At 70.8% G+C, this 23,505-nt stretch carries 20 protein-coding genes; 10 read left to right on the top strand and 10 right to left on the bottom strand.

Annotated features, from left to right (window positions below; all coding sequences use genetic code 11):
- The first annotated feature begins 354 nt into the window (after positions 1-354).
- Complete coding sequence (locus JOM49_RS31540) at positions 355-783, top strand: SRPBCC family protein (RefSeq protein ID WP_209667811.1); 429 nt, start codon at positions 355-357, stop codon at positions 781-783.
- On the opposite strand, the gene JOM49_RS31535 is transcribed toward JOM49_RS31540, so the two are convergent.
- The 3 genes from JOM49_RS31535 to JOM49_RS31525 form a co-directional block, all read right to left on the bottom strand.
- Positions 780-2,957, bottom strand: a complete 2,178-nt coding sequence (locus JOM49_RS31535; RefSeq protein ID WP_209667810.1) for a M6 family metallopeptidase — start codon at positions 2,955-2,957, stop codon at positions 780-782. The genes JOM49_RS31540 and JOM49_RS31535 overlap by 4 nt on opposite strands.
- A gap of 117 nt (positions 2,958-3,074) precedes the next feature.
- Positions 3,075-3,869, bottom strand: a complete 795-nt coding sequence (locus JOM49_RS31530; RefSeq protein WP_209667809.1) for an isocitrate lyase/PEP mutase family protein — start codon at positions 3,867-3,869, stop codon at positions 3,075-3,077.
- Between the two features lie 262 nt (positions 3,870-4,131).
- Entirely contained in the window at positions 4,132-6,696 is a 2,565-nt protein-coding gene (locus JOM49_RS31525; protein ID WP_209667808.1) for a helix-turn-helix transcriptional regulator, read from the bottom strand.
- A gap of 73 nt (positions 6,697-6,769) precedes the next feature.
- Here JOM49_RS31525 and JOM49_RS31520 point away from each other — a divergent pair, with 73 nt between their 5' ends.
- The 3 genes from JOM49_RS31520 to JOM49_RS31510 all read left to right on the top strand — a co-directional run bounded on the left by JOM49_RS31520 (position 6,770) and on the right by JOM49_RS31510 (position 9,129).
- On the top strand, positions 6,770-7,654 hold the full coding sequence (locus JOM49_RS31520; protein WP_209667807.1) for an MBL fold metallo-hydrolase: 885 nt from the start codon (positions 6,770-6,772) through the stop codon (positions 7,652-7,654).
- On the top strand, positions 7,645-8,766 hold the full coding sequence (locus JOM49_RS31515; protein ID WP_245369540.1) for a carboxylesterase family protein: 1,122 nt from the start codon (positions 7,645-7,647) through the stop codon (positions 8,764-8,766). Before JOM49_RS31520 ends, JOM49_RS31515 begins: the two co-directional genes overlap by 10 nt.
- 93 nt (positions 8,767-8,859) lie before the next feature.
- On the top strand, positions 8,860-9,129 hold the full coding sequence (locus JOM49_RS31510) for a glutaredoxin domain-containing protein (RefSeq protein WP_209667805.1): 270 nt from the start codon (positions 8,860-8,862) through the stop codon (positions 9,127-9,129).
- Positions 9,130-9,171: 42 nt separating this feature from the next.
- Here JOM49_RS31510 and JOM49_RS31505 read toward each other — a convergent pair whose 3' ends face one another.
- The 3 genes from JOM49_RS31505 to JOM49_RS31495 are packed head-to-tail and all read right to left on the bottom strand — an operon-like array spanning position 9,172 to position 12,558.
- Positions 9,172-9,912: a succinate dehydrogenase/fumarate reductase iron-sulfur subunit gene (locus JOM49_RS31505; protein WP_209667804.1), complete on the bottom strand. Its 741-nt coding sequence runs from the start codon at positions 9,910-9,912 to the stop codon at positions 9,172-9,174.
- The gene (locus JOM49_RS31500) at positions 9,909-11,834 is read right to left on the bottom strand and encodes a fumarate reductase/succinate dehydrogenase flavoprotein subunit (protein ID WP_209667803.1); all 1,926 of its coding nucleotides are present in this window, start codon (positions 11,832-11,834) and stop codon (positions 9,909-9,911) included. Before JOM49_RS31500 ends, JOM49_RS31505 begins: the two co-directional genes overlap by 4 nt.
- A 1-nt stretch (position 11,835) precedes the next feature.
- A complete protein-coding gene (locus tag JOM49_RS31495) occupies positions 11,836-12,558 on the bottom strand; it encodes a succinate dehydrogenase cytochrome b subunit (RefSeq protein ID WP_308158939.1) in 723 nt (240 codons plus the stop codon).
- A gap of 93 nt (positions 12,559-12,651) precedes the next feature.
- Between JOM49_RS31495 and JOM49_RS31490 the strand changes: the two genes are divergently transcribed.
- A complete protein-coding gene (locus tag JOM49_RS31490) occupies positions 12,652-13,584 on the top strand; it encodes a LysR family transcriptional regulator (RefSeq protein ID WP_209667802.1) in 933 nt (310 codons plus the stop codon).
- Positions 13,585-13,595: 11 nt separating this feature from the next.
- Positions 13,596-14,252, top strand: a complete 657-nt coding sequence (locus tag JOM49_RS31485) for a maleylpyruvate isomerase N-terminal domain-containing protein (RefSeq protein WP_209667801.1) — start codon at positions 13,596-13,598, stop codon at positions 14,250-14,252.
- On the opposite strand, the gene JOM49_RS31480 is transcribed toward JOM49_RS31485, so the two are convergent.
- The 3 genes from JOM49_RS31480 to JOM49_RS31470 form a co-directional block, all read right to left on the bottom strand.
- Entirely contained in the window at positions 14,253-14,861 is a 609-nt protein-coding gene (locus JOM49_RS31480) for a TetR/AcrR family transcriptional regulator (protein ID WP_209667800.1), read from the bottom strand.
- 38 nt (positions 14,862-14,899) lie between these two features.
- Positions 14,900-16,522 (bottom strand): DUF8728 domain-containing protein, encoded by a 1,623-nt coding sequence (locus JOM49_RS31475; RefSeq protein ID WP_209667799.1) that lies wholly within the window; start codon positions 16,520-16,522, stop codon positions 14,900-14,902.
- Positions 16,523-17,424: 902 nt separating this feature from the next.
- Entirely contained in the window at positions 17,425-18,120 is a 696-nt protein-coding gene (locus JOM49_RS31470; RefSeq protein ID WP_209667798.1) for a FadR/GntR family transcriptional regulator, read from the bottom strand.
- Between the two features lie 218 nt (positions 18,121-18,338).
- On the opposite strand from JOM49_RS31470, the gene JOM49_RS31465 reads away from it, so the two are divergent.
- The 4 genes from JOM49_RS31465 to JOM49_RS31450 all read left to right on the top strand — a co-directional run bounded on the left by JOM49_RS31465 (position 18,339) and on the right by JOM49_RS31450 (position 22,603).
- Positions 18,339-18,737: a YciI family protein gene (locus tag JOM49_RS31465; RefSeq protein WP_209667797.1), complete on the top strand. Its 399-nt coding sequence runs from the start codon at positions 18,339-18,341 to the stop codon at positions 18,735-18,737.
- Complete coding sequence (locus tag JOM49_RS31460) at positions 18,734-19,954, top strand: RNA polymerase sigma factor (RefSeq protein ID WP_209667796.1); 1,221 nt, start codon at positions 18,734-18,736, stop codon at positions 19,952-19,954. Before JOM49_RS31465 ends, JOM49_RS31460 begins: the two co-directional genes overlap by 4 nt.
- Before the next feature lie 65 nt (positions 19,955-20,019).
- Positions 20,020-21,303 (top strand): MFS transporter, encoded by a 1,284-nt coding sequence (locus tag JOM49_RS31455; RefSeq protein WP_209667795.1) that lies wholly within the window; start codon positions 20,020-20,022, stop codon positions 21,301-21,303.
- A gap of 10 nt (positions 21,304-21,313) precedes the next feature.
- Positions 21,314-22,603 carry a GGDEF domain-containing protein gene (locus JOM49_RS31450; protein ID WP_209667794.1) on the top strand — a complete coding sequence of 430 codons (1,290 nt, stop codon included), beginning with the start codon at positions 21,314-21,316 and terminating at the stop codon, positions 22,601-22,603.
- Positions 22,604-22,957: 354 nt separating this feature from the next.
- On the opposite strand, the gene JOM49_RS31445 is transcribed toward JOM49_RS31450, so the two are convergent.
- Positions 22,958-23,362: a winged helix-turn-helix transcriptional regulator gene (locus JOM49_RS31445; RefSeq protein ID WP_209667793.1), complete on the bottom strand. Its 405-nt coding sequence runs from the start codon at positions 23,360-23,362 to the stop codon at positions 22,958-22,960.
- Positions 23,363-23,505: the final 143 nt, after the last annotated feature.

Below are 23,505 nucleotides of genomic sequence, written 5' to 3'. Positions count from 1 at the left end.
GTGACTACGGCGGGGGTGCCGAGGTCAAGGCGGGAAAGATGCCTTGACCTCGGCACCCCCGCCGTGTTGCGGGCTTGGGACCGGGGATGGGGAGGGATGGGTGCCGTGGTGGTCGCGTTGGGCGCCCGGGTGACTGTTGCTCGGGGGGTGGTGCCGTGGTGGTCGCGTTGGGCGCCCGGCTCCCGGCCGGTTCCTGGGCGGAGGCTGGGACCAGTGCCACGAATGTGGCTTTGGGGGCCGAATTCGCCCCGAAAGCCACATTTGTGTCCATCGGGGGGCCACATTCGTGACATGGAGGCGGCGTGTTCGGGTACCCGGGGAGCACGAGCAGCACCAGAACTAAGGAGTGGACTGATGCCGTCCTACCACCACACCGGGACCGTCGACGTGCCCGCCGAGGACCTCTTCGGCTACCTCGCCGAGCCGGGCAATCTGCCCCACTTCCTGCCGTCGATGACCGAGGCGCACCGCGAGGGGGGCGACCGGGTCCACGTGGAGGCCGAGGTGCACGGCAAGCACGTCGAGGGTGAGGCGTGGCTGCGCGTGGACCAGGGCGCCCGGACCCTGAAGTGGGGCGCGCCCGGTGAGGACGACTACCACGGTGAGCTGAGCGTGACCGAGACCGAACCGGGCACCAGCGAGGTCACCATCGAGTTGCACACCGAGCGCGCCGGTGGCGACGACGTCCAGCGTGGGCTGGAGGAGGCCGTCGCCACGTTGTCCCAGCGCGCGGCCGCCGAAACCGACAAGGAGGCGGCCGAGCACCAGGAGGGCTGGTCCTAGACACCACCCGGCTGGGTGACGCCGTTGACCGTCAGGGTGTACGGCGCGTATTGCTGCACCCGTTCGGTCGGCTCGTCGTAGGCGATCACCGCGACGACCCGGGGGAACGGGGCCAGCAGTAGCAGCTGATGCCTGCTCAGGCTGAACCGGTCCTGCCCGTCGAACTCCAGTTGCAGGGCCGCGTTGTGCCGCTCGTCGTACCCGATCAGGCGGACGTTCCAGTTGGCCACCTCGATCGGGGCGGCCTCGGTCGGCGAGTCGAACGCGTCCAGGTTCGAGCCGTCGCTGAGAGGGGTGCCACCGAGGGTGACGTCGTCGACCCGGAGGCCGCCCTCGTTGGTCCCGCCGTCGCTGATGTAGCGGAAGCTGAGCAGGACCGACCGGCCCGCGTAGGCGGAAAGGTTGAACGAGTGCGGCTCGAAACCCTCCGTGGTGCCGTTCAGCCCGGGGCCGAGCGGCGCCTCGACGGTCCGGTCACCGGCGACCGCGGTGTAGGTCTTGCCGCCGTCGGCGGAGACCATCACGTAGGCGTGGTCGAAGCCGAACTCGGCGCCGTACTTGGCGAGCAGGCGCAGAGTCGGGTCCGCGGACGGCACGGTGACCGGGGTGACCGCCGCGGAGTCCAGGTTGTAGTCGTTGCCCGACCAGAGAACGGGGTTGCCGGGCCGGTCCGGGTCGTCGGTGACGACCGTCCACTTGAGAGGGAGCGGTGGTAGGGCGTCCGCGCCGGTGAACTCGAGGGACTTCAGCTGCCGTCCATTGAGGACTGTGCCATTGGCGCCGGACAGTAGGGTGTAGTCCGCGCCGTTGGGGGCCGCGCCCGGGTCGTCGTGGACGTCCGGGTTGGCGAAGTTGACGGTGGAGCGCAGGCTCGCCGTGGTCACGCGGTCCTTCGGGACGCCGAAGGTGACACCACGTCGTTCGCCGACGATCTTGTCCAGGAGCGTCGAGGACTGGAAGTCGTGCAGGACCCGGTACAGGCCGGGCGCGCCCTCGCCCCGGACGGCGGCTTCCACACTGGCGAGCCCCTGGAGTTCGCCGTCCCGGTGCAGCCGCGTCACCAGGTCGGCCCCGAAGTGGTCGTGCAGGTAGAGCAGGAACGCGTACGCGTGGCCGATGTCGGCGGGCGATTTCCCCTCACCCCAGAGGTTGAGCGAATTTTCCGGCCCGCCGCAGTCGCGAGGATTGTTGAACGGGGTCGCCACGCTGCCGAAGCCCTGGAAACAGGCGATCCGGCTCTCGGAGAATGGTTCGAACACCGTGGCTTTCGTGTTCGCGTAACCGGCGAACGCCTCGGCGAACAGTGAAATGCCTTCTTCGAGCCAGACGGACTCGAAGGGATCGGCGTAGTACATCAGCAGGTGCTGCCGCTCGTGGGCGATGCTGGCCTCGAAGTTGCGCGGCCGGGCGGGTCTGCTGGTGCACGGGTCGGCGGTCGGCTCGTCCGGCGGGTTCGCGCCCGTGCGGTGGCGCCAGTCGAAGGCGTCGACGCTGATCACGTTGCGGTCGAGCAGTTCGGTGAACTGGCGGGAGAAGAACCCGGTGATGCCCTGCGGTGCGGCGGGCCGGTCGTAGTAGTTCAGGTCGCGGATGTTGTCGACCAGCACGACGGTCTTGGTGCCGTCACCGGTGTAGGTCCCGCCGTTCCCGGCGGCGTCCGGACCCAGGAGAGCGGCAGTGCCGTCCCGGCTCGGGGGCGTGCTGAAGAGCGCTTCTTCCTTCGGCAGGATGTTGCCGTCGAACTCGGTGACCATCGCCGTCACCTGGGCGTCGGTGATCTCCGTCGACGGGACCTGCGCTCGGCAGTCGCCGGCCTGGAAGGCCAGGTCGTCGGCCACCCAGACCTCGACGCCGGTGCCGGTGCCGCGCAGGGTGTAGTTCTTGCGGTAGATACCGCCCTTGAAGTCGTCGAGTGCGATCCACTGCCGGGCCGTGCCCACCGGCGGGGTCGCGGACTGCGCTCGTCTCGTGTTTTCCGTTGGCGTGTATTTCGCCGGAACGGCGATTTTCCGCCCGTCGACCGGGTAATTCTTCCGAGCCAGTTCCCCGGCCTCGGCCGGGGCTGCTCCGGTGGCCGCCGAAGCCGGTGCCACCTGCAGAAACGGAATGATCAGCAGAATGGTCACGGCCTCGGCGAACCGTCTTCTTCTCCGGGTGTCCGGGAAATGGATCATGGTGTTTTCCTCCCCTGGGAGAAGGGGAATCTAACAGGCCTTCCCGGTCGGTCACCATTGTTCGGGAAGGTCGCGGACACCGCAGTTCCTTACCACCGGATAAGCATTCGTGGTGCGTCAGTTCAGGGGGCGCGTGCCCTCCGGGATGCCGCCGCCTTCGCGGACGGACTCGGTGAGCTCGGCCAGCGCGGTCAGCGCGACCCGCTGCGTGAGCGGACCGTAGGAGATGCGGGCGACGCCCAGTTCGGTGAGCCGCGCCTGCGGCGGCAGGCCCGGCAGGCCGATCACGGTCAGCCGCTGCGGGCCGAAAGCCTCGACCAGCGTGGTGATCTGCTCCTCGGACAGCACACCGGGCACGAACACCACGGGCGCCCCGGCGTCCAGGAACGCCTTACCGCGCTGGACGGCGTCCTCGAGCGTGGCCTCCGCGCCGCGTTCCTCCACCTTCAGGAAGACGTCGGTGCGGGCGTTGAGCACGAAGTCCGGCACGCCCTCGGCCTCCGCCGCCTTCATGATCGCCTCGACCTGGGCGGCGGCCTCGGCGAGGGGCTTCAGCTGGTCCTCGATGTTGGCCCCGACCACGCCGGCGCCGATGGCCCGGCGGACCGTCTCGGCCGCGTTCCCGTAGCCGCCTTCGAGGTCCGCGGTCACCGGCAGGTCCGTCGCGGCGACGATCCTCGCCACCTCGCCGAGCATCTCGTCGACCGGGATGTTCTCGCCGTCCTCGTAACCGCGGGAGGCCGCGATCGAGTGGCTGGCCGTCGCGAGCGCGGTCGTGCCCTCGATGTCGCCGACCACCTTCGCGCTGATCACGTCCCACACGTTGACCACCCGCAGCAGCTGCGGATCGCGGTGGAGGCGGAGCAGTTCGGTGGCCTTGGCCGCGACGTCGGCGCCAGTGCTGCCGGTCATGTGGACCTTCCCTCGTCTAGTGGGTGACTGCCCTCGATCTTGCCAGCAGATCACCCCGCCATCGGCCCGGAGCGGCGTTGATCACCCGGCTGAACGGGGGGTCACACGCCCAGGCGCTGTCCGGTGAGCCATGGTCGATGGGCTTCGTGATCCAGGGGCCCGGGCGACCCCGAGGTCGACTTAGCCACTTCGATCGCAAGTAATGCCCCACTCATAGCATTGGCCGCCTGGGCGCGCAGCGACCGGACTCGCCGGACAGCGCCTAGCCCACCAGGTCGCGGAGCTGGGAGCGGGCGGTGACGCCGAGTTTCGGGAAGCTGCGGTACAGGTGCGAGCCGACCGTCCTGGGCGAGAGGAACAGGCGTTCGCCGATCTCGCGGTTGCTCAGGCCCCGGGCGGCCAGCTGGATGATCTGCTGTTGTTGCGGGGTAAGGGAAGCCAGGGTGGTCGTCACGTCGGAGGCGGGGGTGGCTTCGACACCGGCGGCGCGGAGTTCCCCTTCCGTGCGCGTGATCCACGGGTGGGCGCCGAGGCGGCGGAAGGTCTCGAGCGCGGCCAGCAGTTTCGGCCGCGCGTCGGAGATGCGGCGACGGCGGCGGAGCCATTCCGCGTAGTCCAGCAGGATCTGGGCGCGTTCGAACGGCCACTGCCCACCGGCGGGATCGGCGAGCGCGGCTTCGAACTGCTCCTCGGCGGTGTCCGGGTCGAGCAGCGCGTGGGCGCGGTGGATCAACGCGGTCATCCGCGGCGAAAGCTCACCCTCGAGGTGCTTTTCGCACCGGTCGATGATCTCCGCGGCCTCGGTCTCGTGTCCTGTTCGGACGGCGGACGCGGCCAGTTCGGCCAGTCCGGCGTAGGAACACGAGTAGTGCACCGGATCACCGGACTCGGTGAACAGCAACCGGAACTGCTCGTACGCCGTCACGTGGTCGCCGTCGGCCACGGCCGCCATGCCGAGGGCCCACCGGGTGCGCACGGCCACCGCCCGGCTGCGATTGGGGTCCACAATGGACATCCCGGTGCCCGCCACCTCGCGGGCCTGCTCGGTGTCACCGGACAGGGCCAGTGCGGCGGCTTCCAGCGAGCGCACGGCCGCGTCGAGGTGGGGCAACCCCGAACCGGCGGCGATGGCGCCGGACGCGGCGAGCCTGGCCTGGGCCCACTGTCCGTGGTCCAGGTACGCCCAGCCCGCCGAGCAGCCCAGCCCGGTCGGCAGCGCGCCGCTCATCCGCCACCGGTGCAGCGCGTCGTCGAAGATGCGCACGGCCAGGCCCACTTCGTCGAGCAGCCAGGCCATCGCGCCCAGCGAGACCAGCCGGGCCGGGTCGCCGCCCGCCTGCTCGACGAGCGCGGGGAGCGCGGCCGCCAGTTCCGCGCGCCGCGAGGTCGGGTCCAGCAGGGCGAGGGTCCAGGGATCGTCCTTGACCCGGGCGCGCACGGCCAGGCGGTGGTCCTCGTCCCCGGAGTAGAACCCGGCGACCGACGCCGAGGCCATGGCGATCCGCTCCAGGTCCGGCTCGTCGGCCGCCCGCAGCAACAGGGAGATCGCCGTGTCGTGCTCCGCGCTCAAGGTCAGCACCTGGCCCACCCGCAGCGAAGCCTGCGCCACCAGAGCCGGGTCGTCGGTGCTCGCGCTCGCTTTCGCCGCCAGCTGCTCGACCCAGCGTGGCTGCCCGGTGTTGACGGCGATGCCCGCGGCGGTCACCAGGCGGCGCGCGCGGTCGCGGCGATCCGGGCTCAGCTCGGCGGCTCGCTCCAGTGCGGTCGCGGCGGCCGCGTAACCACCGCGGTCCTTGGCCCGGTTCGCGGACTCCTCCAGCGCGGCGGCGATTTCCTCGTCCGGTCCGCCCGCCGCGGCGGCGAGGTGCCACGCCCGGCGATCCGGCTGGTCGGCGAGCCGGGCCGCGAGCGAACGGTGGGCAGCGCGACGCGTGGCCAGGGGAGCGCCGTGGTAGATCGCCGAGCGGACCAGCGGATGCCGGAAGCGCACCCGCCCACCGGCGATCCGCAGCAGCCCGGCCCGTTCGGCGGGCGCGAGGGCGTCGGCCAGGTCCGCCACGACGAGGTCCTCGGCGGCGACGAGCAGCAGGGCGTCCCGCGTCGCCTCGGGCAACTCCGCCAGGTCGGCGGCGAACACCCGCTCCAGCCGTTCGGTCAGCGGCAGCAGGTCCTCGTCCGCGCACTCCGCCCTGGCCAGTTCCACCAGCGCCAGCGGATTCCCGGCCGCCTGCTCGATGATGCGCAGGCGGCGCTTGCCGGAGGGCGGAGCAGGCTGCGCGTCCAGCAGCGCCGACGCCGCCCTGGTGTCGAGTGGACCCAGTACCAGCGAAGGAAAGCCGTCGAACCCGGTGACGTCCCGGGTGCCGCCGAGCACGGCCAGCGGCTCGTCGTCGATGCGCCGCGCGGCGAAGGCGAGCGCTTCGAGCGAGCCGGTGTCGAGCCACTGCAGGTCGTCGGCCACCACGAGCACGGGCTCGCGTTCGGCGAGATCGGAGAGCAGGGCGAGCAGTGCGACGCCGATGAGCAGCCGATCCGGCGTGCCGTTCCCGGCCGCCAGGCCGATCGCGCCGAGCAGGGCCGATCGCTGCCGCTCCGGCAGGTGCGCGATCTCCGCCCGGACCGGCCGCAGCAGCTGGTGCAGTCCGGCGAAGGGGAGGTTCGCCTCACCGGCCGAACCGGTCATCCGGAGCAGCCTGCCCTCGTGCGCCGCCGCGGCCGCCTCGAGCAGCGTGCTCTTGCCCGCGCCCGGTTCACCGGCCACGATCAGCACGCCACCGGTCAGCCCCAGCACGGCCGCGCGTTCGGCTTCCCGCCCGGAGATGGTCACCACCCGACTGTATCCCCGACTGCAGTCGGCTGACCGATACCGCCGGGGTACCCCCGCCGCCCAGGCTGGGCGCATGGACACCATCACCATCGGAGAAGTCGAGATCACCCGGGTGGTCGAGCTGACCACCCAGGGCCTGCCGCGGCAGTTCATGTTCCCCGACGTGCCGGTCGAACGCTGGCGCGAGCACGAGAACTGGCTGGCGCCCGAGTACTTCGACCCCGCCGCCGACGAGGTCCGCACGATGATCCAGACCTGGCTGCTGCGCAGCGAGGGCCGCACCATCCTGATCGACACCGGCATCGGCAACGGCCGCGAACGCCCGTACATGCCGTTCTTCGCCCACCGGGAAACCGACTTCCTCACCGACCTGTCCACCGTCGTCCGCCCGGAGGAGGTCGACGTGGTCATCACCACCCACGTGCACGGCGACCACGTCGGCTGGAACACCTGCCTGCACGACCGCGAGTGGCGCCCGACCTTCCCGAACGCCGAGTACGTCATCGCCCGGCCCGACTTCGACTACTGGAACCCGGAGAACGGGCACAAGACCCGCTCCGGCCGCGGCATGCAGAACGTGTTCGAGGACAGCGTCGCGCCGGTCCACCGCGCCGGGCAGACCGTGCTGTGGGAAGGCGACCACTACGACGTCGACGCCAACCTGCGCATCGAGCTGGCCCCGGGGCACACCCCCGGTTCCTCGGTGGTGCACCTGCGTGACCAGGCGGTGTTCGTCGGCGACCTGCTGCACAACCCGCTCCAGATCGCCGAGCCGGACTGCGGCCCGTGCTTCGACGAGGACGAGGCGCAGGCCGCCGTCGCCCGCCGCCGCGTGCTGGAATGGGCGGCGGACCACAACGCCCTGCTGCTGCCCGCCCACTTCCCGGGCGCCGGTGCGGCCGAGGTGCGGCGCGAAGGCGGCAAGTTCGCGGTGAAGGAGTGGGCGACATGGCGGTGAAAGCGTTCCGCAACATCTCCTACGCGGCCCCGCCGCTGGGTGCCGCGCGGTTCGCCGCGCCCGTGCCGGTGGACGGTGTGCCGCGTGCCGAAGGCCCGAGCGCGCCCGCGCCGGGCCGCCGCTTCCCGGTGGACCTGAGCCCGGTGATCGGCCCCGGCTGGCAGCGCGGGGACGACTACCTGACGCTCAACGTCTGGACCCCGTCGACCACGGGCAGCGCGCCCGTCATGGTCTTCGTGCACGGCGGCGGCTTCGTCTCCGGCACCGGCCAGGCACCGCTGTACGACGGCAGCACCTTCGCCCGCGACGGCGTGGTGCTGGTCACGCTGAACTACCGGCTCGGCGCCCCCGGCTGGCTGGACCTGCCAGGCGCCCCGCGCAACCGCGGCCTGCTCGACGTGGTGGCCGCGCTGCGGTGGGTCCGCTCGCACATCGGCGACTACGGCGGCGATCCGGACCAGGTGACGGTGTTCGGGCAGTCGGCGGGCGCGATGATCGTCGGCGCGCTGCTGGTCACGCCCGAGGCGGGCGGCCTGTTCCGGCGCGCGATCAGCCAGAGCGGCGGGCTCAGCACGATGACCGGCGCGCAGGCCGCCGAGACCACCCGTGACCTGGCGGGTGTGCTGGGGATCGAGCCGACCGTGGCGGCGTTCGCCGAGATCCCCGACGAACGGCTGGTCACCGCGCTCACCGAGGTCCGCGCCGGCCCCCGGCTGACCCCGCTCGGCGTGGTCCTCGACGAGCCGGGCCCGCCACACCCGGTGGAGCTGCTGGTGGGCACCAACTCCGAGGAATCTCGGCTCTACCAGCTCCCGGAGCTCAGCGAGTCGATCGACCGGATGTTCCGCGACGGCCGTGACCGCCTGGTCGAGCTCTACGACAAGGCGGTCACCTACGAGTTCGACTGGCGCGGCGGCCCGTCCGGCGCCTGCCACACCGTGGAGCTGCCGTTCGTGTTCGACCGGCTGGACCTGCCGGAGCTGCGGAAACCGGACGGACTGCTCGGCCGCGACGTGCCGGAACACCTGGCCGCCGAACTGCACGGCGCGTGGGTCCGGTTCGCGAAGACCGGCGATCCCGGCTGGACGGGCGAACGGCGGTTCACCGCCTAGCTGTGCCGACCCAGGGACCGTGACCGGGACTCGAGCGGCGCCCGCGACCGCCCAGTACCGTGGAGGGTGGACCCGGACCAGGAGGACACACGCATGGACCCCATCTCCGCCATCGACCTGTACTGGCGGCCCGGCTGCCCGTTCTGCATGGACCTGACGGGCAGGTTGAGCCGCGCCGGGCTGCCGGTGCGCGAGTTCAACATCTGGGAAGACGAGGAAGCGGCGGCACGCGTGCGGGCGGTCGCGGACGGCAACGAGATCGTGCCGACCGTGTTCGTCGGCGGGCACAGCATGATCAACCCGAGCCTCGAGCAGATCGAAGCCGCGGTCCGCGAGCACGCCCCGCAACTGCTCGCCTCCTGAGCAGCGGCGTGGTGCGCGGGTGCGCACCACGCCGCGGGGGCGTCAGCGGTGGCGGGAGGCGCGAAGGAACTCCCGGTTCAGGTTGGCGATGCTGGTGAAGGGGATCCCCTTCGGGCACGCCGCCACGCACTCGCCGACGTTGGTGCAGCCGCCGAAGTCCTCCGCGTCCATGGTGTCCACCATGTCCAGCACCCGCCGCTCCCGTTCCGGGCCACCCTGCGGCAGCACGTTCAGGTGCGCCACCTTGGCCGCGGTGAACAGCATGGCCGAGCCGTTCGGGCAGGCCGCCACACACGCGCCGCAGCCGATGCAGGTGGCGTTGTCGAAAGCCAGTTCGGCGTCCGGCTTCGGCACCGGTGTCGCGTGGGCCTCGGGGGCGGCGCCGGTGGGCGCGGTGACGTAACCGCCGGAGCCGATGATCCGGTCGAACGCCGAGCGGTCCACCACGAGGTCCTTGACCACCGGGAACCCCTTGGCGCGCCACGGTTCCACGTCGATCACGTCCCCGTCGCGGAAGGCCCGCATGTGCAGCTGGCAGGTGGTGGTCCGCTCGGGGCCGTGTGCCTCGCCGTTGATCACCACCCCGCAGGAGCCGCAGATGCCCTCCCGGCAGTCGTGGTCGAAGGCCACCGGCTGCTCGCCGTGCTCGATGAGTTCCTCGTTGAGCACGTCGAGCATCTCCAGGAACGACATGTCCGGGCTGATGCCGTCGACCGGGTAGGTGACCATGCCGCCCTCGTCGGCCGGGCCGGACTGGCGCCAGATGCGCACGGTGAGCTTCACGTGTAACTCCGCTGGGTGGGGTGTACGTAGTCGAATTCGAGGTGTTCCTTGTGCAGTACGGGTTTGTCCTCGTCGTACTGCCAGGCGGCGACGTAGCTGAACGACTCGTCGTCGCGCTGCGCCTCGCCGTCCGGGGTCTGGTGTTCTTCACGGAAGTGCCCGCCGCACGACTCTTCGCGCACCCACGCGTCGAGCAGCATCAGCTCGCCGAACTCGAGGAAGTCGGCCACCCGGCCCGCTTTCTCCAGTTCCTGGTTGAGTTCGGTGCCGCTGCCGGGGATGCGCACCCGCCGCCAGAACTCCTCGCGCAGGGCGGGCAGCCGTTCGAGGGCCTTGCGCAGCCCGGTTTCGTTGCGTGCCATGCCGCAGTGGTCCCACATCAGCATGCCCAGTTCGCGGTGGAACGAGTCGACCGTGCGGTCGCCCTGGACCGCGAGCAGCCGGTCCACCCGGGACCGCACCTCGGACTCCACTTCGGACACTGCGTCCGGTGCCACGGTCTCGAAGGTGCCGCGCGCCAGGTAGTCGTTGATCGCCGGTGGCAGCACGAAGTAACCGTCGGCCAGGCCCTGCATCAGCGCCGAGGCGCCGAGCCGGTTGGCGCCGTGGTCGGAGAAGTTGGCCTCCCCGATGGCGAACAGGCCCGGCACGGTGGTCTGCAGGTCGTAGTCCACCCACAGCCCGCCCATCGTGTAGTGGATCGCCGGGTAGATGCGCATCGGCACCTCGTACGGGTTCTCCGCGGTGATGCGCTCGTACATGTCGAAGAGGTTGCCGTACTTGGCTTCGATGGCCGGACGGCCGAGGCGCGCGATGGCGTCGGCGAAGTCGAGGTAGACGCCGAGCCCGCCGGGGCCGACGCCGAACCCGGCGTCGCACTGGTTCTTCGCCGCCCGTGAGGCGATGTCGCGCGGCACCAGGTTGCCGAAGCTCGGGTACAGCCGCTCGAGGTAGTAGTCGCGTTCGGACTCGGGGATCTCGTGGGGCGGGCGGTCGTCCCCGGCCCGCTTCGGCACCCAGATGCGCCCGTCGTTGCGCAGCGACTCGCTCATCAGCGTCAGCTTCGACTGGTGCTCGCCGGAGCGCGGGATGCAGGTCGGGTGGATCTGCGTGAAGCACGGGTTCGCCAGGTAGGCACCGCGCTTGTGGGCCCGCCAGATCGCCGAGGCGTTGGAGCCCTTGGCGTTGGTGGACAGGTAGAAGACGTTGCCGTAACCGCCGGTGGCCAGCACGACCGCGTCGGCCAGGTGGCTGGTCACCTCACCGGTGATCAGGTCGCGCGCCACGATGCCGCGGGCCTTGCCGTCGACCACGATCAGGTCCAGCATCTCGGTCCGCGCGTGCATCTCCACGTTCCCGGCGTCGATCTGCCGGGAAAGCGCCTGGTAGGCACCGAGCAGCAGCTGCTGCCCGGTCTGCCCGCGCGCGTAGAAGGTCCGCTGCACCTGCACCCCGCCGAAGGAGCGGGTGTCGAGCAGGCCGCCGTACTCGCGGGCGAACGGCACGCCCTGCGCCACGCACTGGTCGATGATCTGCCCGGAGATCTGCGCCAGCCGGTACACATTGGACTCCCGCGAGCGGAAGTCGCCGCCCTTGACCGTGTCGTAGAACAGCCGGTGCACCGAATCGCCGTCGTTGCGGTAGTTCTTCGCCGCGTTGATCCCGCCCTGCGCGGCCACCGAGTGCGCGCGGCGCGGGGAGTCCTGGAAGCAGAACTGGATCACGTGGTAGCCCTGCTCGGCCAGGGTGGCGCCGGCCGAACCCCCGGCCAGCCCGGTGCCGACCACGATCACCCGGTGCTTGCGGCGGTTCGCCGGGTTCACCAGCTTCGCGGTGAACTTCCGCTCGTCCCAGCGTCGTTCGATCGGCCCGCCCGGTGCCTTCGTGTCGGCAATCGGTTCGCCCACGGTGTATTCGGGCATGTCACGCCACCATCCCTGTCATCACGGCGATCGGTACCAGCAGGAAGCCCGCGGTGATCACGACCGCGAGCGCGGACCCGGTCACCTTGAGCGCTCGCTGCCGCGCCGGGCGGTTCACCCCGAGCGTCTGCGCGGCGCTGAAGAAGCCGTGGTTGATGTGCAGGCCGACGAGGATGACCGGCACGAAGTAGACGAGGTTGATCCACCAGACCCGGAAGTTGGCCACCACGTTGTGGTACGGGTGGTGCGGCACGAAGTCGGTGTGCACGGCGCCCACGGTCAGGTCGAGGATGTGCCAGACCAGGTAGAAGGCGATGATCACCCCGCCCCAGCGCATGGTCCGGGTGGCGAAGGTGGCCTTCGGGCGCCTGCTGTGCACGTACCGCACCGGCCGCGCCTTCCGGTCCCGGCGCGAGAGCTGCGCGGCGGCGGTGACGTGCGCGACCAGCGCGATCAGCAGTGCGACGCGCTGGAACCACAGGTACCACTCGCGGTGCAGCACGGGCTCGCCGATGGTGCGCAGCCAAGCCGAGTAGGAGTCGAACTCGGCCGGGCCGAAGAAGATCTTCAGGTTGCCGACCATGTGCGCCAGCAGAAACGCGACCATGGCCAGCCCGGTGACCGCCATCACCGCCTTCTTGCCGATCGTCGATCGCCAGAAATCCAGTAGTGCCGGGCTTTTTCGCGCCTTCGGCGACGCCTTCGTCGCGGGTGCAAGTACCACGCTCCGACGGTATGCCCGGCTGCGACCAGAGGGCAAACACATCTTGGCTCTGGTCACGAGAGGCTTTGTCTATGGTGCTGTCTATGATGGGGTATGCAGTTCCAGCAGCTGGCCTACTTCGTCGCGGTCGCCGAGACGCGGCACTTCACCCAGGCCGCCGAGCGCATGCGGGTCGCGCAGCCGTCGCTGTCGCAGCAGGTCAAGGCGCTCGAGCGGGACGTCGGCGCGACGCTGTTCCACCGCATCCGCGGCAACGTCACGCTCACCGAGGCGGGGGAAACGCTGCTGCCGATCGCCCGCCGGATCCTCGCCGAGACCGAGGCGGCCTACCGCGCGGTCCGCGAACTCGACGAGCTGGGGCGCGGGCGGGTGCGGTTCGGGGCCACGCCGAGCCTGTGCACCGGCGTGCTCCCGCGCCTGCTGGCCACCTTCCGCGGCAAGTACCCGGGCATCGAACTCGTGCTGCAGGAAGGTGGCTCGCGGGATCTGCAGGCGGCGCTGTCCGAGGGCACGCTCGACCTGGCGATGATCGTCGACTCGCGGGTGCACGACGATCCCCGGCTGACCACCGTGCCGCTGTTCGTCGAGGAGCTGGTGGTGATCTCCCCGAAGGACGCGCCGGCGCCGGTGCCGGGCGCCCGGATGAAGATCCGCGAGCTGCGCGGGCATCCGCTGGTGATGTTCCGGCGCGGGTACGACCTGCGCGAGGCGACCATGGATGCCTGCCGTGCCGAGGGTTTCGAGCCGGACTTCGCCATCGAAGGCGGTGAGATGGACGCCGTGCTCGAATTCGTCCGTGCCGGAATCGGGCTCGCCGTGGTGCCGGGCACGGTGGTCGGCGACCGCTTCCGGATCACCCGGTTCGCCGCGCCCGGCCTGACCCGCACGGTCCGGCTGGCCTACCGCCGCGATGTGGAGCCGTCGCGGGCGGTGCGGGCGCTGCGCGACGCCGTGCCGCGCCTGCTCTACCAGGCGACCGCGGCGACCACCGGCGAAACGCTGACGCGGATCATCCAGCTCGGCTAGCGTTGACCGTCGTGGAGCTCTTCTCACGTTCGTGGTCGGCGCTGCTCGCCGCGGTCGCCGACCTCCCGGACGCGGACTTCGCCCGCCCGTCCGGCTGTTCCGGCTGGCTCGTCCGGGATCTGGTGTGCCACTTGGTGATCGACGCCCAGGACGTGCTGATCACGCTGGTGACGCCGACCGACGCCGAGCCGACCCGCGACGCGGTCAGCTACTGGCAGGTCAGCCGGACCCCGCCGACCGGGGACGATCCGCTCGACGCGCTGATCGTCCGGCTCGCGGCAGCCTACGAAGAACCCGCGCTGCTGAAGCACCACCTCGACGACGTCGGTTCGGCTGCCGGGCGCGCGGCGGAACTCGCCGATCCCGCGTCGCGCGTGCGCACCCAGGACATGGTTCTCGCCGCGGGCGACTACCTGTCGGCGTACGTCCTGGAATGGACGCTGCACCACCTCGACCTGATCAGGTACCTGCCGGACGCCGCGCTCCCGCCCGCCGAGGGACTCGCGCGGTCGCGCGAGATGCTGGAGCGGATCGCCGGAACCGCGTTCCCCGAAGCGTTCCTGGATCAGGACGCGCTGCTGATCGGCACCGGCCGCCGCACCCCGGACGCCGCGGAGACAGCCGCACTCGGCGAACTGGCCGCGAGGCTGCCGTTCGTCATCGGCTGATCAGTAGTCGGCCAGCCCGCGTTCGAGCAGGTCGAAGGCTTCCTCGGCGTAGCGGCGGGTTTCGGCGACCACGCGGCCGGGGCTGTGCCCGTCGAGCACGCCCTGCCGGACCTGGCAGACCAGCGAGCGGTAGACGCTGATCAGGGAGTTCGCCACGACCCGCGCGGCGAAGTCGCCGCCGAGCACTTCGGTCAGTGCGTCCGCCAGTTCGGCGGTGGCGCGGTATTCGCGGGCCCGCAGCGCCGGGCTGGCGTCGACCAGGCGGCTGGCCGTGCGCAGGCGGTCGAGTGCCTGCCAGTCACCGGCTCTGGCCTCGACGAGCAGCCCACCGGTCTCCATGAGGCAGCGGCGGAAGGCGGTGATCACCGGCTCGCCCGCCGGGCGGGCGCGGACCGCGTCGAGCAGCCGCCCGCCGAAGGCGTCGACCCCGGCGTAGAAGAGGTCCTCTTTGGTCGGGAAGTAGTTGAACACGGTCGCCTCGGCCACCTGGGCCGCCTTGGCGACCTCGGCCACGCGCACCGCGTCGAACCCGCGGTCGGCGAACATGTCCCAGGCGGTCACGGCGATCAGCCGCCGCGTCTGCTCCTTCTTCTGCTCGCGAAGGCTCATCGTTCTCCGGGGCGTCCGACCGTGAGGGCGCGCCCAGCCTATCCACTGGACGGAAGCGGCGGGCAAGGTACGTAGGAGAAACGCGGATCGACGTCCAGGAGCGGGATCAGTGCGGCTTGATCTTCGCGAATGAACACCGTGGCCCACTGCCCGCTGCCTTCGCGCTGGAAGTTCGCCGGCCGGTAGGCGTCCTGGTAGACCGGGTCGGGGGTGCAGTGGGCGGTGTCGCCGTAGCCGCTGCCGGTGGTGACGGCCAGCGCGGGGCGCCGGACGTCGATGACGTAGGCGTAGTCGTGGGCGATGTGGCCGACCGGGCCGTTGGTCTCGGTGCGCTGGCCGTGGCGGGCGATGTGCTCGTCGGTCAGGCCGAGCACGTCCACCACCCGGATCGAGGGCCCGGCGCGGTAGGACAGCGCGCCGTTGGCGTAGGTGCTGATCACCGTGCCGGGTGGCAGGTTCGCGCCGAGCAGTGAGCCGAACTCCTCCATTTCGAAGATCTGCGCGCGCCATTGGTGCATCGCCGGGGCCATCTGAGGTGCTGTCGCTGAGACGATCAACGAGAGGCCGCACACCCCGGCCGCGGCCAATGGGAGCACGCGCGGCTTGGTTGCTGGGAGCAGGCCCGCGGCGGCCACCGCGGCGACGGCGAGCAGCACCGGCACCGGCGCGAGCAGCCGCCAGCCGGGCATCCAGTCGCCACCGGCGTAGGTGATGAACGCCAGGTACGCCACGGCCGTGCCGCAGACCAGCCACACCAGCGACGCCTGCTCGTCGTCGATTCGCTTGCGGGAGAAGGCGAACGCCCCGAGCGTGACCAGCGCCAGCAGCAGGAACCCCTGCGAGACGACGGCGAATCCGGTCAGGTAGTCGAGGCCCTGTGCCAGTTGCCAGCCGAGCGAGCCGCCGGTCTTCGCGGCGAGCGCGTTGGGGATCAGGTGGCCGTAGTAGGCCACGCGCCAGATGGTCCACGGCAACGCGAGCAGCAGCAGCCCGGCGGTGTAGGCCAGTGGCGTGCGCCAATTCGCGCGCCCGCGGAATGCGGTGTAGATCAGCCAGCCACCGGTGAGCACCGCGATCAGCAGCCCGTCCGGGCGGGTCATGCCGGTCAGCGCGACCAGGACACCGGCGACGAACGGACGCTGTGCGGCCAGCGCGTACAGCACGCCGAGCACGAGCAGCACGAACAACGGCGTTTCCAGGCCGGAGGGCCCATACGCGGCCAGCCCGCTCGCCCCCGCCACCAGCAACGCGGCGGCCACCCCGTCGGCCCGCCCGCCGGTGAGCCGGTTGGTCAGCAGGTACGCCGGCACCACGCAGCCGGTGGCGCAGACCATGCCCAACACGGAGGCGGCGAGCACTATCCCCTTGCCGAACAGCGCCTCCGGGATGGCGGCCAGCACCATCCACAGAAAGTTCGAATAACCCTCCACGCGCTCGCCGATGTTGAACACCGGGCCGTTTCCGGTGGCCAGGTTTTCCGAGTAGCGGAAGGTTATGTAAGCGTCCTCGGCGACGGTGGCATAGAGCATCTGGTGAACGACGGAGAAAGCGCAGATGGCCGTGAGCAAACCGATCCGCCACACCCGTTCGGTGCGCAACCTTGGCCAGGCGACCACCACGGAAATGGCCAATGCCACCCAGCCGGAAAGGAGAACAGCCACCCCGGAATCCTCACGTCACTAAACATGCTTACGCCACGCCCCAGGTTGTCCGCCAATTGTTTCCACCACGTTGCCACCACCAAAACGATCACCCCACCCCCACACCCAAGCCCCCCGAACCCCACGTTCAGACACCCGAACCCCACGTTCAGGCGCCCGAGTTCCACGTTCAGGCCCCCGAACCCCACACTCACGCAGCCGAACCCCGCGTTCAGGCGCCCGAACCCCACGCTCACGCAGCCGAGTCCCGCGTTCAGGCGCCCGAACCACACGCTCAGGCGGGCGAACCCCGCGTTCAGGCGCCCGAGTCCCACACTCGGGCCCCCGAGTTCGACGTTCGGGCAGTCGAGGCCCACATTCGAGAACGTCCGAGTGGAGCTTGCGGGCTCGAGTGGGAGGTTCAGCCGCTCGAGCGTCGAACTCGGCTACCTGGACGTGGAGTTCGCCTTCTCGAAGCTCGCACCCCGGTACCTGGCCGCAGGTTCGGGACTCACCCCGCGAACGTGAACCTCGGCTGCCTGAGCGCAGAACTCGGCTGCCCGAACGTGCGACTCGGACGCCTGAATGTGGAAACCGGCTGCCCGAGTGCGGAACTCACCCGCCTGAACGCGGGGTTCGGTCGCCTGAACGTGGCACTCGGCTGCCTGGACGTGGGGTTCGAGTACGTGAGTGTGGGGTTCGGGGCTTGGGCGTGGGTTTCGGGTACGTAAGTGTGGAGCTCGCCCGCCTGAGCGTGGGGTTCGGGCGTGTGAGCGTGTGGTTCGCCTGCCTGAGCGTGTGGTTCGGCTGCGTGAGCGTGTGGTTCGGGCGTGTGAGCGTGTGGTTCGGTTGCCTGAACGTGTGGTTCGGGTGCGTGAGCGTGGGGTTCGGGTGCGTGAGTGTGGGGTTCGGGAGGGGTGGGGTTAGGGGCGGGCTTGGGTGGCGTCGGTTCTGGCTTGGGTGATCAGGGTGAGCATGGCGCGTTCGGCGGCGGCGGGGTCGCCGGTGCTGATGGCGGTCAGGACGGCCCGGTGGTTCGGGACGGGGTCGCCGGCGGCGGGGGTGCTGTGCACGATGCGGTCCCGTTCGGCCAGGCCGATGGCGATGATCCGTTCCATGCGCACCAGGAAGCTGTTGTGCGTGGCCGCCATCAGCCGGCGGTGGAAGAGCAGGTCGGCGCGGACGGCGGCGTCCACATCGGACCCGGCATCGGCCATCCGCAGCAGGGCGTCTTCCAGTGCGGCCACGTCTTCGGGCGTCGCGCGCGTGGCGGCGAGGCGGGCGGCGGCTGGTTCGACCACCGCGCGTACCTCGCTCAGTTCGTCCAGCAGGCTCGAGTCCTCCGCCGCCGCGATCTGCCAGCGCATCACGTCGGCGTCCAGCATGTTCCACCGCGAGCGCGGCTGCACGAACGTGCCGTGCTTCTGCCGCGCCCCGATCATCCCCTTGGCCGACAACACCTTCAGCGCCTCCCGCAACGCGGTCAGGCTGATGTCCAGTTCCTGGCGCAACGTCGGCAGGTCGAGCACCGCGCCTTCCGGCCACTCGTCGGCCAGGATGCGGGTGGCCAGTGCTTCCACGGTCTGCTCGTGCAGCCCGCGCGGTCGCCGCTCGGTCAACGTCGGCCTGCCTCGAACGGCGCGCGAGCGCGGAGTGGGGCACGGCCGGTCATGCCGATCAGCCTAGCGCCGCCACCCCGCCGGGCCCGACCGGCGAACACACCCGAGACTGCCGAGTGACCTGGGTCACAGTCGTGTCGAGCATGTCGAGAACGCGTGGCGTGCTACGTCCAGTCCTCGCAAGCGCCAAGATGGGCGCACCGGACGAGGAGCCGACCATGACGAAATTCCTGCTGCTGATGAACTACGGCCCCATCGAAGGCATGCCGCCGATCACCACCTGGACCCCGCAGGAGATCAACGCGCACATCGAGTTCCAGCACCAGCTCGGCCGCGAGCTCGCGGTCCGGGGCGAGGTGGTGGACACGCAGGGCCTCGCCGGGCCCGAGCTGGCGAAGATCGTCACCTCCGACGGCGGCGCGCCGGTGGTCACCGACGGGCCGTTCCCCGAGTCGAAGGAGTTCCTGGCCGGGTACTGGCTGGTCGACGTCGACTCCGAGGAGCGGGCGATCGAGATCGCCGCGCAGGCCTCCGCCGCGCCCGGGCCGGGCGGCCGCCCGATCAAGCAGCCGATCGAGGTCCGCCAGGTGATGGGCCCGCCGGTGCAGGAGCTGTGAGCGGACCGCTCGCCGAGGGCCTGCTGCGCGAACTGGCGCCGCAGGCCCTCGGCGCGGTCGTCCGCCGGTTCGGCGACTTCGAGGCCGCCGAGGACGCGATCCAGGAGGCGCTCCTCGCGGCGGCCACGCACTGGCCGTCCGAGGGGCTGCCGGACAACCCGCGCGGGTGGCTGATCCAGACCGCCACCCGCAAGCTGCTCGACCAGTTGCGCAGCGAGCAGGCGCGCCGCCGTCGCGAGGGGGTCGCGGCGCTGCGTGAGGTCCCGGCGTCCGAGGTCTCCGGCCGTGACGACACGCTGATCCTGCTGTTCCTGTGCGCCCACCCCGCGCTGACCGCGCCCTCGGCGATCGCGCTGACCCTGCGCGCGGTCGGCGGGCTGACCACGGCCGAGATCGCCGCCGCCTTCCTGGTCCCGGAAGCCACCATGGCGCAGCGGATCAGCCGCGCGAAGGCGACGGTGAAGAAGGCCGGGTCGAGCTTCCGCATGCCCTCGGGCGACGAGTGGAAACCGCGGCTGCGCTCGGTGCTGCACGTGTTGTACCTGATCTTCAATGAAGGCCACACCAGCACCGCGGGCGGCGAGCTGCACCGCGTCGAGCTGTCCGCCGAAGCGATCCGGCTGGCCAGGGCGATGCACGCACAACTGCCCGAGGACGGTGAGGTCGCCGGACTGCTGGCGCTGATGCTCCTGACCGACGCCCGGCGGCCCGCCCGCACCGGGCCGCGCGGCGAGCTCATCCCGCTCGACGAGCAGGACCGCACGCTCTGGGACAGTGCGCTGATCCACGAGGGCACCGGCCTGATCACCGAGGCGCTGGCGTGGGGCGCGGTGGGGGAGTACCAGCTGCAGGCCGCGATCGCCGCGCTGCACGACGACGCGCGCCGGGTCGAGGAGACCGACTGGCCGCAGATCCTCGTGCTGTACGGCCTGCTGGAACGGATGTCCGGCAATCCGATGGTGTCGCTGAACCGCGCGATCGCCGTCGCCATGGTCCACGGGCCGCGTGCCGGTCTCGAACTGCTCGCCGAGCTGGACGACCGGCTGCCCGGGCACCACCGGCTGATCACCGTGCGCGCGCACCTGCTCGAAAAGGCCGGTGAGCTGGAAGCGGCGATCGAGCACTACGAGGCGGCGGCCCAGCGGTCGACCAGCCTGCCGGAACGGGACCACCTGACCAAGCAGGCGGCCCGGTTGCGGCGCCCCACGGATGTATAACGACCAATACAGCGCCGCTCCGTCGTCGGTTATCGTAGTCGGGCGAGTACGGAGAGGCAGAGAGCATGGCGGAGCGCCGAGGCATCACCGCGCCGCTGCGGGTGCGGGAGTTCCGGGCGCTCTGGTTCGCCGAACTCCTTTCGGTGGCCGGTGACCAGCTCGCCAGGGTCGCGCTGGCGGTGCTGGTCTTCGACCGGACCTCCTCGGCCGCGCTGACCGCCCTCACCTACGCGCTGACGTTCGTGCCGTCCATCCTCGGCGGCTTCCTGCTCTCGGGCCTGGCCGACCGGTTCCCCCGGCGCGCGGTGCTGGTGGTGACCGACTGCGTGCGGGCCGGTCTGGCGCTGCTGATGGCGGTGCCCGGCTTGCCGCTGCCGGTCCTGTGGGCCTGCGTCGGCCTCCTCAGCGTGGCGTCCGGCCCGTTCAAGGCGGCGTCGATGGCCCTGTTGCCGCAGGTCGTGCCGGGGGAGCGGTACGCGCAGGCCCTGGCGTTGCGGCAGGTGACCGGGCAGAGCGCGCAACTGGCCGGGTTCGCCGGCGGTGGCGCGCTGCTGGTGGTGCTCGAACCGCACCTCGCGCTCGGCCTGAACGCGCTCACGTTCGTGGTCAGCGCGATCCTGATCCGGACCGGTGTCCGGCACCGGCCTGCGGCTGCGCGGGCTTCGGGAGAGACCGCGGGCGAGGGGACGACAGACCGCCGCAAGCTCATCACCTTGTACGCGCTCGTGTCGCTGGTGGGGTTGTACGTGGTGCCGGAGGGGCTCGCCGCACCCTACGCGGACGGGCTCGGCGCCGCCGCGCTCGGGGTCGGCCTGCTGCTCGCCGCCGATCCGCTGGGCAGCGTGCTCGGGGCCTGGCTGGTGGCGCGGTCCCGGATCCCGGCGTCACCGGGCATCGCGGCCGGGCTCGCCGTGGCGGCGGGACTGCCGCTGCTCGTGTGCGACCTGGTGCCGGGGCTGGCGTTGTCGGTGCTGTGCTGGGCCGCGTCGGGTGTTTTCTCGACGGCGTATCTGGTCCAGACTCAGACCATGGTGGTGGACGCGGTGCCGGACCACCGGCTCGGCACGGTGATGGGGCGGCTGGCGACGGTCCTCTACTGCTCACAGGGCGTAGCCGTGCTGCTGGCCGGGCCGGCCGCCGACGCGGCCGGGCCGTTCCGCGTGATCGCCGCCGCCGGGCTGCTCGCCGCGGTGCTCGCGGCCGCGGTCGGAATCGGGTGGGCCCGCCCCCGGCGCGGCGGCGGGCCCGATTCCGATTTCACGGCTCACCAGTCTTTGTTACCCATGGCGGGGACCTCCTCACAGCGAATGGACTGCCGGGACGCAAGCGCACTCAGTATGAAGGTTTGAGGTGCACCGGATGACCGATCAGCCAGCGGCCACCGCGCCCGGCAAAAAGCCGGGAAACTGGAAAGTGTGGTCATTGCCGCGCCCCGTGCTCGGCTATGTGCTGGGCGTGGAATTGGTGGCGCTGACGGTCCTCGTGGTCAGCTTCTTCCGGCCGTTCGCCGGTTCGCCGGAGGTCGCCGATCTGGGCCGTGCCGCGCTCCTGATCGCGCTGGGCGTGGTGTCCGCCGAGGTCACGCGCGGGGTCGAGCGCATGCGACGCCAGTTCGCCGATGCCCCGCACGTCAACATGACCTCGGTCTGGACCATGGCCGCGGCGTTGCTCGTGCCCCCGGTGGTGGCCGCCGCGGTGACCGTGGTGCTCTATCTGCACCTGTGGTGGCGCAGTTGGCGCGCGGTCGCCGGAATGCAGGCCTTCCGCGTGGTTTTCAGCGCGTGCGTGGTGATCTTGTCGTGCACCGCGGTCGCCGCATTGTCCGCTGTTTTACCGGGCGGCGGAAATCCCGGGTTCGAACGCCCGGAAGGCCTGTTTTCGATCATTGTCGTCGTCGCCGTTTACTGGCTGGTGAATTCGGCGCTGGTGGGTGTGGTCATCTTCCTGTCGCGGGGCGAGCGCTCCCTGCGGCGGCTCGCGGGGGCGTGGAGCGAGAACAGCCTCGAAGTGGCCACTCTCTGTGTCGGGATGCTGGTCGCGGCGCTGGTGCTGTGGCGGCCGTGGCTGGTGGTGCTGGTGCTGCCGCCGCTGTACGTGCTGCACCGCAGCGTGCTGGTGCGCCAGCTCGAGTACGCCGCGACGACCGACCACAAGACCGGCCTGCTCAACGCGTCGAGCTGGCACAGCCTCGCCGCCACCGAATTCGAGCGAGCGCGGCGGAACGGCACGGAGATCAGCGTGCTGATGGTCGATCTGGACCACTTCAAGCACGTCAACGACGAACTCGGGCACCTGGTCGGGGACCAGGTGCTGCGCGCGGTCGCCGACCTGATGCGGCGGGAGGTCCGGCGGTACGACCTGTGCGGGCGGTTCGGTGGTGAGGAGTTCGTGGTGCTGCTGCCGGAGACCGGCGTGCAGGCGGCCGCGGAGGTCGCCGAACGCATCCGGGTGGCCATCCGCGAGCACCGGATGGACGAGGCGGTGGTCGGGGAGCGGGCTGCCCGGCTGCGGCTGACCGTCTCGATCGGCGCCGCCGCCTGCCCGCAAGCAGGCGACTCGGTCGAGGACGTCCTACTGGCTGCCGACAACGCCCTGTTCGCCGCGAAGAGCGCGGGCCGGGACAAGGTCCTCTCCGTCGGCCTCCCCTGACCCCGGTCGCCTCCGGCCGCCTTGAGTGTGGGGTTCGGCTGCCTGAATGTGGAACTCGGCTGCGGGAACGTGAGACTCGCCCGACTCGCGCCACATCCCGGGCGAGTCCCACACTCAGGCAGCCGAGTTCCACACTCCCGCAGCCGAACCTCACACTCGCCGCACCCGAGAGGACACAAATGTGGCTTTGGGGGCCGAATCCGCCCCGAAAGCCACATTCGTGACACCCCATGGCCTCCCGTGACGGGCGATGTCACGAAAGCCACATTCGGGACGCAGGACGTCTCGAAAGCCACATTCGTGACATCGGGCGCGCCGTGAAAGCCACATTCACGGCATCCCCGGTCGATGGGGTCAGATGTTCAGCTTGCGCAGGGCGGCTGAGTCGCCGCCGCCTTCGCTGTATTCGTGTGCCCACTCGAGCAGCGGCCGCACCGCGCGCAGCAGGGCGCGGCCCTTCGGCGTCAGCCGGTACCAGACCGAGCTGAAGTTGCCGGTGCCCGCGCGCCGCTCGATCAGGTCGTGCTCCCTGGCGCGGCGCAGGGTGTCGGTCAGCACGCGGTCCGACAGCGGCCGCCGGGTGGCGTCGCCGGCGGAGCGGCGTTCGTTGTCGTTGATCGTGGCCAGCAGGTCGGTGTACTGCGTCTCCCGCAGGGCGAGCGTGGCCAGCACCGAAATGGTCCAGCGGCCGCGGATCACCGCGACGGCGTCGTTGAGCCGCTCCTGGTACGAGACGTCGAACTCGGCGGCGCTGTCCACGCCGTCAGCTAACACGATCGCCCGCGCCGGCCGCTGCCCCGGTGCGCCCGAACGGGTGACAAATGGCCCACTGAGCCTTCCCTCAGTGGGCGCCTTACCTTCCCCTCAGCCGGTCGCCGCCCGGTATCCAGGGAGGGAACGGC

The sequence above is a fragment of the Amycolatopsis magusensis genome, from assembly GCF_017875555.1.
Taxonomy (GTDB): domain Bacteria; phylum Actinomycetota; class Actinomycetes; order Mycobacteriales; family Pseudonocardiaceae; genus Amycolatopsis; species Amycolatopsis magusensis.
Note: the sequence above shows the minus strand (reverse complement) of the source record. Positions and strands in the feature narration are given on the sequence as shown.

Bases quoted from the DNA above. Each gene is read 5' to 3' on its own strand.
- JOM49_RS31540 (WP_209667811.1), top strand. From the start codon at position 355: ATGCCGTCCTACCACCACACCGGGACCGTCGACGTGCCCGCCGAGGAC.
- JOM49_RS31535 (WP_209667810.1), bottom strand. From the start codon at position 2,957: ATGATCCATTTCCCGGACACCCGGAGAAGAAGACGGTTCGCCGAGGCC.
- JOM49_RS31530 (WP_209667809.1), bottom strand. From the start codon at position 3,869: ATGACCGGCAGCACTGGCGCCGACGTCGCGGCCAAGGCCACCGAACTG.
- JOM49_RS31520 (WP_209667807.1), top strand. From the start codon at position 6,770: ATGGACACCATCACCATCGGAGAAGTCGAGATCACCCGGGTGGTCGAG.
- JOM49_RS31515 (WP_245369540.1), top strand. From the start codon at position 7,645: ATGGCGGTGAAAGCGTTCCGCAACATCTCCTACGCGGCCCCGCCGCTG.
- JOM49_RS31510 (WP_209667805.1), top strand. From the start codon at position 8,860: ATGGACCCCATCTCCGCCATCGACCTGTACTGGCGGCCCGGCTGCCCG.
- JOM49_RS31500 (WP_209667803.1), bottom strand. From the start codon at position 11,834: ATGCCCGAATACACCGTGGGCGAACCGATTGCCGACACGAAGGCACCG.
- JOM49_RS31490 (WP_209667802.1), top strand. From the start codon at position 12,652: ATGCAGTTCCAGCAGCTGGCCTACTTCGTCGCGGTCGCCGAGACGCGG.
- JOM49_RS31480 (WP_209667800.1), bottom strand. From the start codon at position 14,861: ATGAGCCTTCGCGAGCAGAAGAAGGAGCAGACGCGGCGGCTGATCGCC.
- JOM49_RS31465 (WP_209667797.1), top strand. From the start codon at position 18,339: ATGACGAAATTCCTGCTGCTGATGAACTACGGCCCCATCGAAGGCATG.
- JOM49_RS31455 (WP_209667795.1), top strand. From the start codon at position 20,020: ATGGCGGAGCGCCGAGGCATCACCGCGCCGCTGCGGGTGCGGGAGTTC.
- JOM49_RS31450 (WP_209667794.1), top strand. From the start codon at position 21,314: ATGACCGATCAGCCAGCGGCCACCGCGCCCGGCAAAAAGCCGGGAAAC.